Genomic DNA, 15,059 nt, shown 5'->3' with positions numbered 1-15,059 from the left:
CGCCCCGCCTCACCCCTTGCGCGCCACATTGATGACATTGTTATGCCCCCAGCAGCGCTCATAGGGCATGCCGGTGAGCGACTCGACCATGGCCCGCGTCTCGGGCGTAACGTCGGCCATGGAGCCACCCGCGCGCAGACGGGCGATCTCGGCGAGCAGCAGCTCGTGGTTTTCGCGGTTGAGCCTGAGCCGGTAGGTGAACGCGATGCCGACCAGACAGATCATGATCGGCACGAACGAGAATAGGCATGCGAGCGCGAACACAGTCTGCGGCGGCTGCGTCTGCGCACCTTCCATGAAGCCGGTCGCCTCGAGCACTAGGCCGATCACGATCGTCTCGGCCGACGAGAAGATGTCGTCGATGGTCGAGTTGATGGCCGCGTACTGGCCTTCGCGCCGCTTCGAGGTGATGATCTCGTCGACGTCGGGGATGAACGTGTACGTGTACTGCGTGGCGTTCACCACGCCGGTGATGCCGAAGTTCATGAACAGGCCGAGACCGATGTACAGCACGGCCCGGGTCGCCGCGGGCAGGCTGCCGGCGGTCATGGCGAGTGCGAACATGGCGAGGAACACGCAGATCACCTCGACGCCGCCGATCCGGTAGGCGCGCGGGCCGCCGACGCGCGCGGTCAGCCAGATGAAGAACGCGACGCACGCGATGCCGAATGTGAGGTTGATGCCGGTGGCGAGCGAGACGGTCTGCGGGTCGAGCAGCAGCACGAAGATCACGAAATACGTGTTGAGCGTGCCGCGCACGGTGCGGAAGCATTCTTCGGAGAGGTACAGGCCGAGGTAGTTGCGGAACTCCTTGACCTTGAGCACGGAGAGGAAGTTCCATACGACCGATACGAGGCGGCGGCCGAAGCCAATCCGCCCGGCGCCCGCGGCGGACCCTCCCGCAGCGCCCGCGTCCGCACTACCCGCGCCCGCAGCGCCCGCACCGCCGCCCGCATCCGCGTCGGACACATTGGTCGACTCGTCGAACGGCCGCTCCTGGATCGACAGGAAGCCGAGCATGAGCACGGCGGTGCCGATGAGCCCGTACAGCAGGGCCATGTTGAAGTACGATTCCCAGTTGTCCTTGCCCCAGATGGTGAACAGGTACACGTTGAGCACCGAGAGGAACGTGCCGCCGATGGCGCCGGCGATCTGGTTGACGCCGACGAGCTGCGCGCGCTGGCCGGGGTTCTCGGTCATCTCGCTGGGCAGGCCGTACTGCACGGTGGTAATGCCGGCGAAGAACGCCCAGTACAGCAGGTTGGCGAGAAAGTACACGGGGATCGACAGGTTGGGGATCCACAGCAGCAGGTAGAAGACGAAGTTCGCGGGGATGGCGAACAGGAGGATGGAGCGGCGGCGGCCGAACCTGCGGCCGAGCGCGTTGCGGTACATGCGGTCGGAGATGTACCCCCAGACGGGGCCGATCACGGAGGCGACGATCTTGCCGACGGCGATGATCACGGCGGTGACGGACATGGGCACGCCGAGGAACGTCGTGAAATAGAACATCTGCCAGGTGACGATCATGGTCTGCATGACGTACGACAGGGAGAACGTGGAGTAGCCGAGCTTGGCCTTCCATGACAGCGGCCTGACCAGGGTCTTGTCAGAGCCTTGTGGGAGTGAGCGAGACATCCGAGTCCTTTCTGCTTCCTTGCGTGCGGCGTCGCCGGCCTGCGGCCCGGCGCCGCGTCCGGTTGCGTCGCGACATCGCGACACGCCGTATGCGGATTTCGTTGTTCTGTTGCCAAACACTATATCATCGTTAAGATTTATGCGCCATCAGCGGCGTTTCAGTTCCAGCTAAATCCAGCTTATTTCAGTAATCTTATCGTTGAGATGATATGCTGGTGTCAATCCCGCGGAGGAACGGCTGCGGGAAGCCGGCGACGATCAGCCGCCGATTGTCCACGCGACACCAACCGCACGGACGGCGACACTCATGAGCAGCAAAGCAGCAACCCGGTCATCACAAGTCATGGAGGTCTTCATGATGACGACAGACAGCGCACAGGCGCCCGCCACGCAGGCGCCCACCCAACAGCGCACCCTCACCCGGCGCGCGAACGATTTCGACCGCGGATGGAAGTTCTTCCGCGGCACACCCAACGGCGCGGAGAAGCCCGGCTACGACGACGCCGAATGGCGCGACGTCGACCTGCCGCACGACTACGGCGTCGAGGGCCGGTTCTCGCGCAACGCCCGCGCGACCGTCGGCTATCTCAAGGTCGGCGAAGGCTGGTATCGCAAGGCCTTCACCGCCCCCGCAACCCTCGCGGGCAAGCGCGTCACGCTCGACTTCGACGGCGCCATGGACCGCGCCGAAATCTGGCTCAACGGCGAGAAGGTCGCCGAACACCACTACGGCTACACCGCATTCAGCGTCGACCTGACCGGCCGGCTCAGGCTCGGCGAACGCAACGTCGTCACCGTGCGCACCACCAACGAGGAGCCGAGCTCCCGCTGGTACGCGGGCGCCGGCCTGTACCGCGACGTGACGCTCACCGTCACCGGTCCCGTGCACGTCGCGCGCTTCGGCACGCAGATCACCACGCCGACCCTTGAGGACGACGTCACCGCCGGTCGGCCGGCCAACGTGCACGTCGCCACGCTCGTCGCCAACGAGACCGCCGAAGACCGTGCGGTGACCCTCCGCCAGGAGGTCGTCGCCGCGGACGGCACCGTCGCCGCCGCCGCCGAAACCGCGGTCGTCGTCCCGGCGAACACGCCGGACACGACCGCGGCCGAGTCCCACTATGCGGACGCCGACGCAGCCAACCGGTACGAGCAGACCGTCGCCGTGCCGCAGCCGCACCTGTGGAGCACCGCCGACCCGTACCAGTACACGCTGCGCACCACCGTGCTGGACGGCGCGGCCGCAGCCGACGCCGCAACCGCCGCGCTCGACGTCACTGAAACCCGCTTCGGCCTGCGCTGGATCACCCTCGACCCGGCGTCCGGCCTGTATCTGAACGGCGTGAACATGCGCGCGCTCGGCATGTGCATGCACCACGACCTCGGCGCGCTGGGCGCAGCCACCTACCGCCGCGCGGTCGTGCGCCAGCTGGAGATCCTCAAGGACGCGGGCGTCAACGCGATCCGCACCAGCCATAACCCGTGCTCGAAGGTGTGGGCCGAGGAGTGCAGTCGCATGGGCTTCCTGCTGCTCGAGGAGCTGACCGACATGTGGACGGCCCCGAAAAACCGCAACGACTACAGCAACTACTTCGCCAAGGACTACCCCGAGGACCTAGCCGCGATGATCCTGCGCGACCGCAATGAGCCGGCCGTGTTCATGTGGGGCATGGGCAACGAGGTCGCCTGGCAGGAGGCCGAGATCCCGATCGCCGCCGACCTGACCCGGCGGTGCCACCTGCTCGACCCGACCCGTCCGAACTCCGTGAACGACGCGTCGTACCTGTCCAAAGGCATCGACGGCATCGGCAACCGGATCCACGAGCAGATGGACGTGCGCGGCTACTCGTACATCAACCGCGACCAGATGGAGCAGGTGCACGAGAAGCATCCGAACGACGTCATCCTCAACTCCGAATCCGGCAACTGCACGCCGTGCCGCGGGTTTTACGTGCACCCGACGATCCTCACCGACGAGTGGCAGCTGCGCGGCCGCGACTACCCGTTCGCCAAGGGCCGCCGCCCATGGAAGGAGGACACGTACGAGATCTCCGACTACAACGTCACCACGAACCGCGGCTACCCGCTCGACATCGCGTTCGACCGTCTCGTGAACCTGCCGTTCAACGTCGGCGAGTTCGCGTGGACCGGCTTCGACTACATCGGCGAGCCGGCGCCGTACATCTCGAACTTCTACTGGAACAAGCCGGAGATGCCGGAATCCGACGGTTCCGTGCTCGCGCCGCTGCGCTCCTACTACGGCATGGTCGACACGGCCGGCTTCCCGAAGAACCCGTGGTGGCTGTACAAGGCGCTGTGGACCGACCCCGACGACGCGCCGATGGTGCATCTGCTGCCGCACTGGAACTGGGATCAGGGCGAGTCGGTGGCCGTGTGGGCGTACACGAATGCCGCTTCTGCCGAGCTGTTCCTCAATGGCCGTTCGCTGGGCAGGCGCGAGTTCGAGCCGCATCAGGCGAGCTTCCACCTGAGCAACAAGTACGCTGACAAGCCGTTCGAGTACCGCTACCAGAAGGACGGCAACGAGCCGAAGCAGCTGACCCTGCAGTGGGAGGTGCCGTTCGAGCCGGGCACGGTCGAGGTCGTCGCCTACGACAAGGCCGGCAACGTGGTCGCGCGCGACTCGATCACGACAGCCGCCGCGCCGGCAGGCATCCGGCTGGTCCCGGACCGTCACGTCATCGACGGCGACGGGCGCGACCTGAGCTTCATCGAGGCGGACGTGATCGACGACGCCGGCGTCATCGTGCCGCGCGCGGACAACGAGCTGACGTTCCACGTGGAACACGGCCGCCTGCTCGGCACCGACAACGGTTATCAGGCGAACACCGAGCCGCTGCAGTCCCCGGTCCACTCCGCCTACTCCGGCAAGGTGCTGGCGATCGTCGCCTCCGACGGTTCCGGCAAGCCGATCCGCGTGACCGCCACCGCCAAGGGCCTGCGTTCCGATTCGGTCGACGTGTTCACTGTCAGCTCGGAGGGGGCTGTCACGCGCGGCGTGACCGGGGGAGCGTCCGCACGCCGCCCAGCCAACTCGGCCCCCTCGGTGGAGGGGGCTGTCACGCGCAGCGTGACTGGGGGAGCGCCCGCGTCTGACGCCGCACTGCCCCTCGATCCAGCTTCGTCGTCCAACCCCTCCGACAGTGGGAGCCGAGGCGACGAAGTGCTCGCCGTCCGCGACACCGCCGTGCGCGTGCGCGACGGCGAGAAGGTCGACCTGCCCGTCACCGTGACCGCGCTGCTCGCCGACAACACGACCGCGCTGGTGCCGGTCACGTGGGATGTCGCGTATCTCAACGACAAGCTCGCCGAGGCCGCCGCCAAGCCGGACGCGCAGACGTTCGTCGTCGACGGCCGCGCCGCGGACCTGCCGGTGCGCGCGGCGGTCACCGTCACCAAGCCGGCGTCCGTGCGCGACGTGTCGCTGGCCGCGGCAGCCGGCGCCGCGCCGCAGCTGCCGGAACGCGCGATGGTCGTCTTCGATGACGGCAGCAGCGTCGACGCGCCTGTCACGTGGCCCGACATGCCGGCTGCGGCATGGGCCGAGCCGGGCAACGTCACCGTCGAGGGCACGGTCGAGGGGTACGGGCTGCCGGTCAAGGCGAGCGTCCGCCTCGTCGCCGTTGGTGATGGTGACGCTGCCGCCGCCAAGCCGTTCGCCCACGGCACGACCACGGTCACGTCGATCACCGTCGACGGCAAGCCGCTGGACGGCTTCTCCGCAGACACGCACCGCTACACGCTGCACCGCGCCTACACCGCCGACAAGCCGGCCATCGAGGTGGCCACCGCCGACAACGCGACCGCCTACATCGTGCCGCCGGTCCACTACCCGTACGGCTCGTACGTCGTGCGCGTCACCTCCGAGGACGGCGAGCAGCACAACGCCTACGCGCTCGACCTTGACGTGCCGCCTGCGCCCGTCGCCGACGTCACCATCGAACCGCCGGCGCACGCGCTGGCCGAAGACGAGACGACGACGCTGCGCATCCACGTCACCGACGAGAACGGCAACCCGGTCGCCACGGCCACCGCGGACAACGCGAAGGTGACGTACACGTCCAGTAACCCGTCCGTCGCGGCCGTCGCCGGCGCGCAGGACCACGTAACCGTCACCGCGCTGCTGCCCGGCACCGCCAACATCACCGCGACCGTGGCCTACGGCGGCGAGACCCGGACCAGCACGCCGGCGATCGTCACCGTCGCCGACGGCGCGACGCCGAAGAAGCCGGCCGGCGTGCACGTGCCCGACGTGCGCACCGTCGCCGGCACCACGCCGCAGCTGCCAGCCACCGCGGCCGTGACGTTCGACCACGGCCTCGGCGCGCCGCTGCCGGTCGACTGGGAGCCGGTCGCCGACGCCGCGTACGCGCACGCCGGCGACGTCACCGTGCGCGGCACGCTCGCACGGTTCGGCACCCCGGTGACCGTCACCGTGCACGTGGTCGAAGTGCTCGCCGTGCAGTCGGTCTCGCTGGCGACGATCACCGGCATCGAGCCGCTCATCCAGGAGGACGTGCCCGAAGTGACCGTCTACTGGAGCGACGGCGCGAAGGAGCAGCGCGCCGTCACGTGGGACGCGCCCGAAGCCTCCACGTACCGCAACCCCGGCACGTTCACGCTGCTGGGCACGGTCGACGGCATCAGCGGAAAGGCCGTCGCGCACGTGCGCGTCACCGACGAGTTCGTGCAGAACCGCGACCTGTTCTCGTACCGCAACGACGTGTACCCGCAGGTGCGCGCCTCCTACACGAACCCCGACCCGAAGGCGCAGGAGGACGCGTCGCTGCTCATGGACGGCATCGTCTCGTACACGCCGCGCGTGGGCTACAACCTGAAGAACCGCTGGTCCACCACCGGCAACCCGTCGCGCACCGCATGGCTCGAGTACCGCTTCGGCTACGGCGAGGAGACGCCGTTCATGCTGCACTCGTTCACCGTGTACTACTGCCTTGACGGCGAGGGCGTCGCGCTGCCGGAGTCGGTCGGCGTGGAGTATCTCGACGCCGACGGCGCATGGCAGCCGGTGCAGGGGCTGACGGCCGCGTCGCACCCGGTCGAGCAAACGAACGACGCCGCGTGGGTGTACGCGACCGTGGGCGACAAGCCGGGCTCGTCGATGTCGTCGAAGGGCGACGAGACGACCTACACGTTCGACATGGTCCGCACGTCGAGAATCCGCATCACGTTCACGTCCGCCGAGGGCGCGGTCGTGGCGATCACCGAGGTACGCGGCGACGCGCAGGTTCCAGCGCTCAACGGCGAGGCGACGATCGCCGGCCTGTTCGTGGACGGCGCCACGGTCGACGGGTTCGACCCGGCGGTCGAGGAGTATCAGGTTGCGGGCTCGGGTGCCGCCCGTACTGGCGCCGCCCGTACTGGCGCCGCGGGGGCCGGGACGAGTGTCGAGGTGCTGCCGGCCGGCAACAACGCGGCCATCACCGTGGTGAACCGCACCGCGACCGACGGCGAGGCGCAGGTGATCGTCACCTCCGAGGACGGCACCGCGACCCGCATCTACCACGTCCAGGTCACTCCCGAAACCGCTGCGGCGACTGCTGCAGCGACCAAGTGAGGTGATGCCTATACGAACTCCGCTCAATCCCATTTGCTGACACGGCCGCCGGCATTCCTGCTCGCCGACAGCCTCAGATAGGGCCTGCGTCGTTATTCGGCGCAGGCCCTATCGCATACCACTGCCCTCATATCGTCGACGGGTCGTATTCGAAGATAGTTGTCAAACACGGTTCATTGGGATTTCCTGACGGAACGTACTCGTAGACCACGATAGAGTACGGTCGGTCGTTTTTTCCTGACGAAACGTACTCGGAGACCGAGTTAGAGTACGGTCGGTCGATAATTGTCAACAAAACGTACTCGTAGCGGTCATTCGAGTACGGTTCGTCGTTTTTTCCTGGCGGAACGTACTCCAAGCGCGCGCACGAGTACGGTCGGTTAGATTGCCACGGTTGCTGCCTGAGCGGTGCAACACATTACCGCACAATGTACGGTATTGGCCGTCGTTGGGGATGAAGCTACCCGGAACAATGCCGCAAGTCGGAGATGTGGGTGTTTCGTTTGCGGAACATCACTGAGCCGCTCGGAAGAAACGGCTTGATTCCGCCGTTTTGCAATTCAGGCACACGCAAACCCCCCAAACAAAACACCCACATCTCCCGCAGACGCCCCCGCAGGAGCGTTCCGCCCCGCTATGACAGCGGTCCGCGCGGAGCCGCAGCCCACTCCCAGTTTTCTCCCATCCGAGGCAGGCGGAATGGGAGAAACCCGGGAATTAGACGAGGGATGAGGGTTTCAACTCCCGGATTTCTCCCATCTCAGCCACTCCAAATGGGAGAAACCCGGGAGTTTGGAGCCCGGAATTGTCACAGCGGGTAGCTACCCGCTGTGACAGAGGGGGAGGGAGCATGGGGAACGCCTGGGGGCCGACGGAAAGTGGGGACTGGCGGGCCAACGGGCCGACGGAGAGTGGGGGACTGACGGAGAGTGGGACCGACGGGGCGATAGTGCCCGAAATCTTGCGCACTGTGGTCATCGCCGTAAGGACGGGCGAAGGGCCAAAGTGCGCAAGTTACCGGGCGCTGCCGGCGGGGCGGCTACTCCTCCTCGAAGCCGGAGTTAGCGAGCTTGAGGTTCTTGGCGTTGGCGTCGATGATGCGGACGGTGTTCTCGTCGAACCCGCCGGGGGCCTCGGCATGGATCTCCACGCTGATGGAGATGGACGCCCCGGCGAGCCGCAGCTGGTCGAGGATGCCCTCGTTGAGCCGTGCAAGGTCGCGGTTCAACGAATCCGGATTGAGTTTGGCGGTGCCGTAGTACCGTGTCATCACCATCGGCGCCGGCTCGGGCTTACCCGCGACTGGCGGCACATACTCGGCAGGCTGGGCATGATCGCCCGGCTGAGCGGCCGGCAGGCCGTCGGACTGCCAGGACTCTCCCTGCGCCACGATTTCGCCGGTCGCCACAGTGACCGGCGACTGCCGGGCAGCCTCCTCCTCGGCGCGGAGCGCCTCCAGATCGGCCATCGCCGTGTCCCAGTCCACGATGAGCGTGGAGTCGGTGACACGCACCGCGGTCAGAGAGGTATGGGTCACGCCGGGAATGATGAGGTTCTGGAAGTGACCGGACTCATACCGGCCGGATGCGATGGCGAACCGCTCTTCGGTGGTCAGCGCGGCGCCGGGCGCATCTTCGAGCGCATGGTCGAGCACGTCTCGGTCGGCCATACGCGGCATGTACGGGAACCGCGTGATACAGTCCCATACCGTCTTCACCGGCAGTACGCCGTCGACGAATGCGGAAGCAAGATACTGTCGGATGTTGTAGCCGAGCGTACTGGTCGCGTACCGGTCGCTGAGCGCGTCTTCATCCTGCATGCGGCGGCCGGTGCGCTCGGCCATCGAGTCGCCGCCGCTGTCGGGGATGCGCATGTCGGCCAGCCGGTACGGTTTCGTCGGATCGGGGCGCCCGGCGACGAGTTCCGCATCGGGGTAGAGGCACCAGCAGTAGGCGTTGCGTACGCGCTCGTTCAGGGTCTTGTCTAATCCGGCCACGGCGTTCTTGGCTTGTTCGACCTGCTGTCGGGTGAGGTTGAGCCGCACTTCGTCTTCGATCACGCGTTTCCACCCCAGATACGACCGCGCGGCATCCTCCGCGAATCCGAGCAGGTTGCGGTCGGCTACGAGGAACGCGAGCATGTTGCGGTTGGTTCGCTGCGCGGAGCCGCGATGTTCGATGGCGTCGCGCACCCACTGCTTGGTTTCGGACGATTCGCCCTCACCTTTGGCGACGGCCCATTTCGGGTGCATGATGACGAGCGTGACCTGATCGGTGTCCGGGATGCCGTTCGTGCTTTCCGGCGCGACGCAGACGCGGCGGAACTTGCCGCGCCGCCCTGCCGCGCCTTCCGGCTGGAGGCGGCTGACGATCTCGTTGTAGACGCTCGCCGGATCCTCGCGCAGCCGTTCGGCGTTGTCGCGCGCGGTTTTGGTGATGGACGGCTGGAGGCTGTAACGGTATGCGGAACCTTCCACGAAGAAGTATGTGGATCGTTGTTCGAGCTGGCTGACGGCGACGCCGAAGTTGCCGTACACGTCGCCGGGCATGGCGGTTCCGAGCCAGGCGTTCTGCATGCCGAGCCCGCGGTTGGGCAGTCCGGCTCGGGGCGCGGATCCCATGAACACGGCCCGGGCGATGCGTTGGGTGAGCTGCCGCTGCCCCAGTACCGGACGGTCGTTGTCGACCTGTGCGGCAGTGGACTGCTGACCGGCCACGTCCGTGTCGATGATGGACTTCCATGAATCCGGCAGATATTGGGCGAGGTTCGAGTAGATGGTTTCGGAATCCAACGGCACGTTGCCTGGCAGGATCAGCGGGTTCGTGTCATTGCCCGCCCACAGTTCGTGGATGATGGACGACACCAGCGTCAGCACGCCGCGCGTGCGCTGGAAGTTCTCCAGGCTCGACCAGTCCTCATACAGGCGGTCGAGCAGCTCCGGGTGCAACGGATACGAGGCTCGGATGCGCTTGTCGTAGTCCGCGCTGGTCACATCGGTCGGGTATGCCTTCGGGTCGGCGCGGTACATGTCCACGAAGCGCTTGGCCGTGAGCGCGATCTGCGCCTGCGCCTGCGCATCCGGTTCCTCGAACAGGCGCTTGCGCACGATTTCGAACGATTCGTCGCGCGTGGACGGCCGCCACTGGTCGGCCTTGCGGCGCACGATCATCTGCAGCCGCTTCAAAGCCTCCTGACCGTTCTCGCCGCCGACTTCCAGGCTGCTGGCCTTGCCGCCGTCCTCGGATGCGGGGATGGAGACCACGAGCATGCAGTGCGGCACCGAGGCCGCGGCTTCGGTCAGCGTCTGCGCGAAGGTGAACTGGTCGTCGAACGTGCCGGCGGGCAGGTCGTCGCGGCCTACGAGCTGACGGGCGTACGCCACCCATTCGTCGATGAGGATGAGGCACGGGCTGTACCGGTGCAGCAGCTGGTTGAGGGAATCCGCCGGCGGTTTGCCGGCGATGTCGTTTTCGGCGACCATCGCGTAGCCTTCCGCCTCGCCGAGCTGCCAGGCGAGTTCGCCCCAGATGGTGTGCACCTGCGTGCCGTCAGGCTTGACGCTCGGCTTGGCGGTGTTGAGCTTGTCGCCCACGATGGCGGCGCGGTGTACCTTACCCGGATCCCACGCCTCTATGCCGAGCCCGGCGACGAGGTTCTGCACGTCGGACGACAGGTCGACGACCGGCTTGCTGCCGAACAGGTGGTAGAGCGCGAGCAGCGAGTGGGTCTTGCCGCCGCCGAAGTTGGTCTGCAGGTTCACTACGGGCGAGCCGCTGTTGTCGCCGACGAGTCGCCGGATGGCGCGGGTGAGCAGGTCGCGCAGGCCTTCGGTCAGGTAGGTGCGGTTGTAGAACTCGACCGGGTCGCCGTACGCGTTGCCCGGCGCGCACGCGGTCTTCGAGACCGCCACGTCGTACAGGTTCGCGGCGAATTCGGATGCGGTGAACCGGCCCGTGGCCACGTCCGCATGCGGCGTGATGACCTCACGCCACGGCTTCATGCCCTGCGTGGGGTCCACGGAGATGATCTTGCGCTGGCTGGCCTTGCGCGTGTGGTCCTCATACACGGTGCGCTGCAGCGTGTCGCGCAGCTTGCGCACGTCATCGGCGGAGTCCGGCGCGTTGACCGCGTTCAGCAGCAGTTCGATGGTGCTCAGGGCGCGGATGGCCTCGTCCGAGGTGAACGGCTGGCTGTGCGCCCACTGGTTGCGGGTTTCGCGCAGTTCGGACGCGTATGACTGCTGGGCGCGTGAGAGGATGCCGTTGAAGGCGCGTCCGTGTTCGGTGATGGCGCGAAGCTGCACCTGCACGTCGGTTTTGTTGAGCGTACGCAACGGCGTACCGTATTTCTGATGGTCGGCGAGCGCCCATGCGTCCGTCCAATTCGGCGTGTGGAACACGTCCGTCATCACGTCGTCGACCGGATCCACCAATCCTTCGGAGAGGAAGTCGAATGCCTTGCCGACCCTGTCTCGGTTGTTCATTGCCATGTTGGAACTCCTTTATCCCGAAACTTGTTGCCTACACGTCCAGTTCGCCTTGGAACGCCGGGCGTGCGACGGTCTCCTTGTCCGCCATGAGTGACAGGTCGTCCCACATGGAGACGAGGTTGTTGAAGCGGATGGCACCTTCGGTGTCCTTGCGTTTTTCGGCCTCGTGGTACATGCGGAAGCCGAGTGCGCGGATGTCGTCCATCGCCAGCCGTTCGCCGGCTTCGGCCATGACCGGGGCGACCGCGTCCACGCCGTGCGCGTCGAGAATGCCGGCCATGCGGATGCATGCCTCCCACAGGCTCACGTGGTCGTCCTGCATCGGGTGCCAATGCTTGTCGTTCATCTCGGCCGGGGTGAGCAGGCGGGCCTTGCCGCCGGCGGCCTCGAATACGCCGCCGCGCACCAGCGCATCGGGGGAGGTTCCGCAGGAACGTGCCAGCTGGTCGGCCATGCCCGTGTTCTCCTGCGCCCAACCGTACGACTGGTACCATTTCACGGCGAAACGGGTGTCCGCGTCATAATCGGAATCCGCGTCGCCCATGACCTCGTCAATGGTGCGGTTGATGACTTCCAGCGCCTTCTGCACCGGCATGTCGGTGCCGTCCGCCTCGCGGATGCGCGAATAGCGCGAGTACACGCTGATGCCGGGGCCGATGGCCGCCTGGTTCAAGTCGACAGGGTCGATGCCCGAGGCCATCAGGGTTCGCAGTTCCTCGGTCAGCTCGGAACGCAGCACGCTGTTGAAGATGCGCATCGTCACCGAAGGCGCATCGGCTGGGCGCGGACGGCAGGCGAGGACGATGGAGGAGGCGAGGGCGTTGGTGCCGCTGGCGATCATGCGATTGCTCAGCTCGCTGCGCACCGGCCATGTGGCGGTGATTTCCCAGCCTGCCTTGATGAGGCCGTCAAGCAGCGCGTACCAACCGGTCGAGGTGCCGCTCTTCTCGTCCTGCTGCTTGTAGGCGTAGTACACGGTCATCGGCACATCGAGGTTCGCAGTCTCGCGGATATGCGCGAACACGTGGTTGAATCCGTCCACGAAGAACTCGGCGGCGCCTTCCTTGCCGCCGTGACGGTACGGGTTGGCGACCAGCTCCTGCGCTTTGGGGGTCAACGTCGTGCGCACCGTGGAGGGCAGTATGTCCTTCAACATGCGACGCAGCCAGACGTAGAAGTAGTCGGACAGGTCGGAGTAGCCGATGTTGTCGTAGTACGGCGGATCGGTGGATACTACGACGTTCTTGTAATCACGTGTGGCCGCGTCCGCCTGCTGCGCCTCGCCTTTGGGGTGGGCCGGGACGTTCTGGATGGCTTCAGCTACCCAATTCACTTGGCCAAGGAAGCTGCCTGACTTGGTAGAGAACGGATTGACCTCCGCGTAGTCCCATGCCATAGGGATTGCCTGACGAGCAAAAACATTACGGATGGTGTCACGACCATTGTGCCAGCTGCAAATACTGGAGCTGTAGTCGGTCTGGCGGCTGACCGCGAGGGACAGGTACACACTGATGGCGTCCGCGTACGCCTGCGCGCCGGTGCCGCCCGCATCCAGCGGCTCGCCGAGTTCCCACCGCGGGTCCTTCTCGGCCTTGGCCAGCGCATCCGCAAGCACCTGCTCGCGCACCTCGGCCACGGTGTCCGCCAACGTCGTCAACACCGTCAGCTGCCGGTTCGTGAACAGATCGGCGAACTCGGTAAGACCATAAGCCGGCGTCCACAGATTCTTCGGGTCGTTCGCCAGCAACTCAGTAGGAATCTCAACCGGTTTTGACGCTTGCTTAGCAGCCTCTCGCTGTTCTTCTGACGGGCTAATGTACAAGCGCGCGCGGTTGCCCTCAGCCACGACAGCGAGCAAGTCAGCTCCATAACCGTGCTTGCGGCCTTCGGACTTTACATAGTCGGACGGGATAGGCGTACCGTCAATCAGAGAGACAGCATTGCCTCTCTTCAACATGGTTCCGTCCGCATCCCCCTTCGGCCCATCAGCATTATGCTGAATCTCGTACCGAATCGAACCGTCCTCGACGATGGGCTTGATCCACGCTTCGTGGCCCTTCTTCTTGCTGAGCCACCATGAGCGGACTAGAGGAACCTGCACCGGATTCGCCGGGTTCGGGTTGGTGACGGTGCGCGCCCAGATCCACGCGATGACCGTATGCTCGTCCCCATGCTCGTCCTTGACCTTGGGGTACAGGTGGCCGACCTTCGCGAACGCCTTGTCGCGCAGCAGCTGGCCGTAATAGCGGATGTCGTCCGCCATGCCTTCGGCGCGGTTGAGGGAGTCGACGTTACTATCCGGATTGACGGACGCCCGCCCACGGAATCGCGCCGGAAAATCAATGAGCGCCTTATTGAGGATGACCGGCAGTGGGTTCAGATCAGAGGCATGAGACTCCAGCCCAAGCCGCTGTGCCTCGAGCGGAATAGACCCCCCCCGCAAACGGGTCGAGTATCTGGGCATCCGCCGCTCCGGACCACGCGATGGCCTCGCGGACAGCGCGGTACAGTTCGCCGTCGTTGACGTTCTCCCAGCGGGCGAGACGGCCCATCAGGCTATGCAGACGGCCACGCTCGGCGTCCTGCGCCTCCACCGTGGGGAACTGCTCCGGGTGTGCGGACGGATCATCGACCAGCTGGGCGAACAGAATCGACCGCGTGGTCGCCAGCGGGCGACGGGCCCAGTATAGATGCAACGTGGACGGCAGACCATGCCGCAACGACTTCTCACGGGCCGATTCCTCATTGATGACCTTCAGCGGGATCCCCGTCTCGATCAGCTTCTTCCTGCGTGGCGTCTCCGTCATAGTTGTCGCATTCCTTGTTCATGCATCTGCCGGCATACTCCGTCATTCCGCGGGAATATACCGGCAGATGGCCGTCTCGTCCATATCAATCATACGTCGGCGAGCGCCTTGTCGAGCAAGGTCCTCACGGCCGCGCTGCGGCTCATGTGGTGGTCGCGCATGTAGCGTTCCAGTTTGGCGTCACGTTCATCGTCCAGACGCACTCGAATCACATTGATTGCGGGCGTCGTACCGACTTCGAGCGGACGCCCAGGAGCCCGTCGCATGGCTTCCTCGAGCTGCTCGTTCGTGTAGCCGCGTTCTGCCTCCTCCGCATCGGCTTTGAGCATCGCCGCTTCGTCGGCCGGCAGATCGTCATATGAGAGCATGGTGTAGTTGTAGCTCATATCCATTGCCTGCCTCCTTCCATCAGTTTCACGTATTTGGTTCGCATGCGCATCGCATGGGTCGCGACATACATGGCATCGTCGGGGTCGATGCCATGCTTGAGGGCTGATGGCAATAGATTCATACCGAATATTGTGTCACA

The 15,059-nt window shown here is 65.6% G+C and carries 7 protein-coding genes; 1 reads left to right on the top strand and 6 read right to left on the bottom strand.

The window, feature by feature from the left end:
• Positions 1-9: 9 nt before the first annotated feature.
• The gene (locus F7D09_RS07010) at positions 10-1,638 is read right to left on the bottom strand and encodes an MFS transporter (protein ID WP_152234688.1); all 1,629 of its coding nucleotides are present in this window, start codon (positions 1,636-1,638) and stop codon (positions 10-12) included.
• A gap of 355 nt (positions 1,639-1,993) precedes the next feature.
• On the opposite strand from F7D09_RS07010, the gene F7D09_RS07005 reads away from it, so the two are divergent.
• Complete coding sequence (locus F7D09_RS07005; RefSeq protein WP_193312374.1) at positions 1,994-7,234, top strand: Ig-like domain-containing protein; 5,241 nt, start codon at positions 1,994-1,996, stop codon at positions 7,232-7,234.
• A 1,039-nt stretch (positions 7,235-8,273) separates the two neighbouring features.
• Here F7D09_RS07005 and F7D09_RS07000 read toward each other — a convergent pair.
• The 5 genes from F7D09_RS07000 to F7D09_RS11630 all read right to left on the bottom strand — a co-directional run bounded on the left by F7D09_RS07000 (position 8,274) and on the right by F7D09_RS11630 (position 15,041).
• Positions 8,274-11,723: a Swt1 family HEPN domain-containing protein gene (locus F7D09_RS07000; RefSeq protein WP_152234686.1), complete on the bottom strand. Its 3,450-nt coding sequence runs from the start codon at positions 11,721-11,723 to the stop codon at positions 8,274-8,276.
• A gap of 31 nt (positions 11,724-11,754) precedes the next feature.
• The gene (locus F7D09_RS06995) at positions 11,755-13,986 is read right to left on the bottom strand and encodes a DUF1156 domain-containing protein (protein WP_226836060.1); all 2,232 of its coding nucleotides are present in this window, start codon (positions 13,984-13,986) and stop codon (positions 11,755-11,757) included.
• Positions 13,987-14,104: 118 nt separating this feature from the next.
• On the bottom strand, positions 14,105-14,530 hold the full coding sequence (locus tag F7D09_RS11440; protein WP_226836058.1) for a DUF1156 domain-containing protein: 426 nt from the start codon (positions 14,528-14,530) through the stop codon (positions 14,105-14,107).
• Between the two features lie 89 nt (positions 14,531-14,619).
• Positions 14,620-14,922 (bottom strand): hypothetical protein, encoded by a 303-nt coding sequence (locus F7D09_RS06990; protein WP_226836056.1) that lies wholly within the window; start codon positions 14,920-14,922, stop codon positions 14,620-14,622.
• Entirely contained in the window at positions 14,913-15,041 is a 129-nt protein-coding gene (locus F7D09_RS11630; RefSeq protein ID WP_264371984.1) for a hypothetical protein, read from the bottom strand. Before F7D09_RS11630 ends, F7D09_RS06990 begins: the two co-directional genes overlap by 10 nt.
• Positions 15,042-15,059 lie beyond the last annotated feature (18 nt).

It is taken from the genome of Bifidobacterium leontopitheci, from assembly GCF_009193355.1.
Taxonomy (GTDB): Bacteria; Actinomycetota; Actinomycetes; order Actinomycetales; family Bifidobacteriaceae; genus Bifidobacterium; species Bifidobacterium leontopitheci.
Note: the sequence above shows the minus strand (reverse complement) of the source record. Positions and strands in the feature narration are given on the sequence as shown.

Coding starts and splice junctions, on each gene's coding strand:
- F7D09_RS06990 (WP_226836056.1), bottom strand. CDS start 14,922: ATGGATATGAGCTACAACTACACCATGCTCTCATATGACGATCTGCCG.
- F7D09_RS11630 (WP_264371984.1), bottom strand. CDS start 15,041: ATGAATCTATTGCCATCAGCCCTCAAGCATGGCATCGACCCCGACGAT.
- F7D09_RS06995 (WP_226836060.1), bottom strand. CDS start 13,986: ATGGCGGACGACATCCGCTATTACGGCCAGCTGCTGCGCGACAAGGCG.
- F7D09_RS11440 (WP_226836058.1), bottom strand. CDS start 14,530: ATGACGGAGACGCCACGCAGGAAGAAGCTGATCGAGACGGGGATCCCG.
- F7D09_RS07010 (WP_152234688.1), bottom strand. CDS start 1,638: ATGTCTCGCTCACTCCCACAAGGCTCTGACAAGACCCTGGTCAGGCCG.
- F7D09_RS07000 (WP_152234686.1), bottom strand. CDS start 11,723: ATGGCAATGAACAACCGAGACAGGGTCGGCAAGGCATTCGACTTCCTC.
- F7D09_RS07005 (WP_193312374.1), top strand. CDS start 1,994: ATGATGACGACAGACAGCGCACAGGCGCCCGCCACGCAGGCGCCCACC.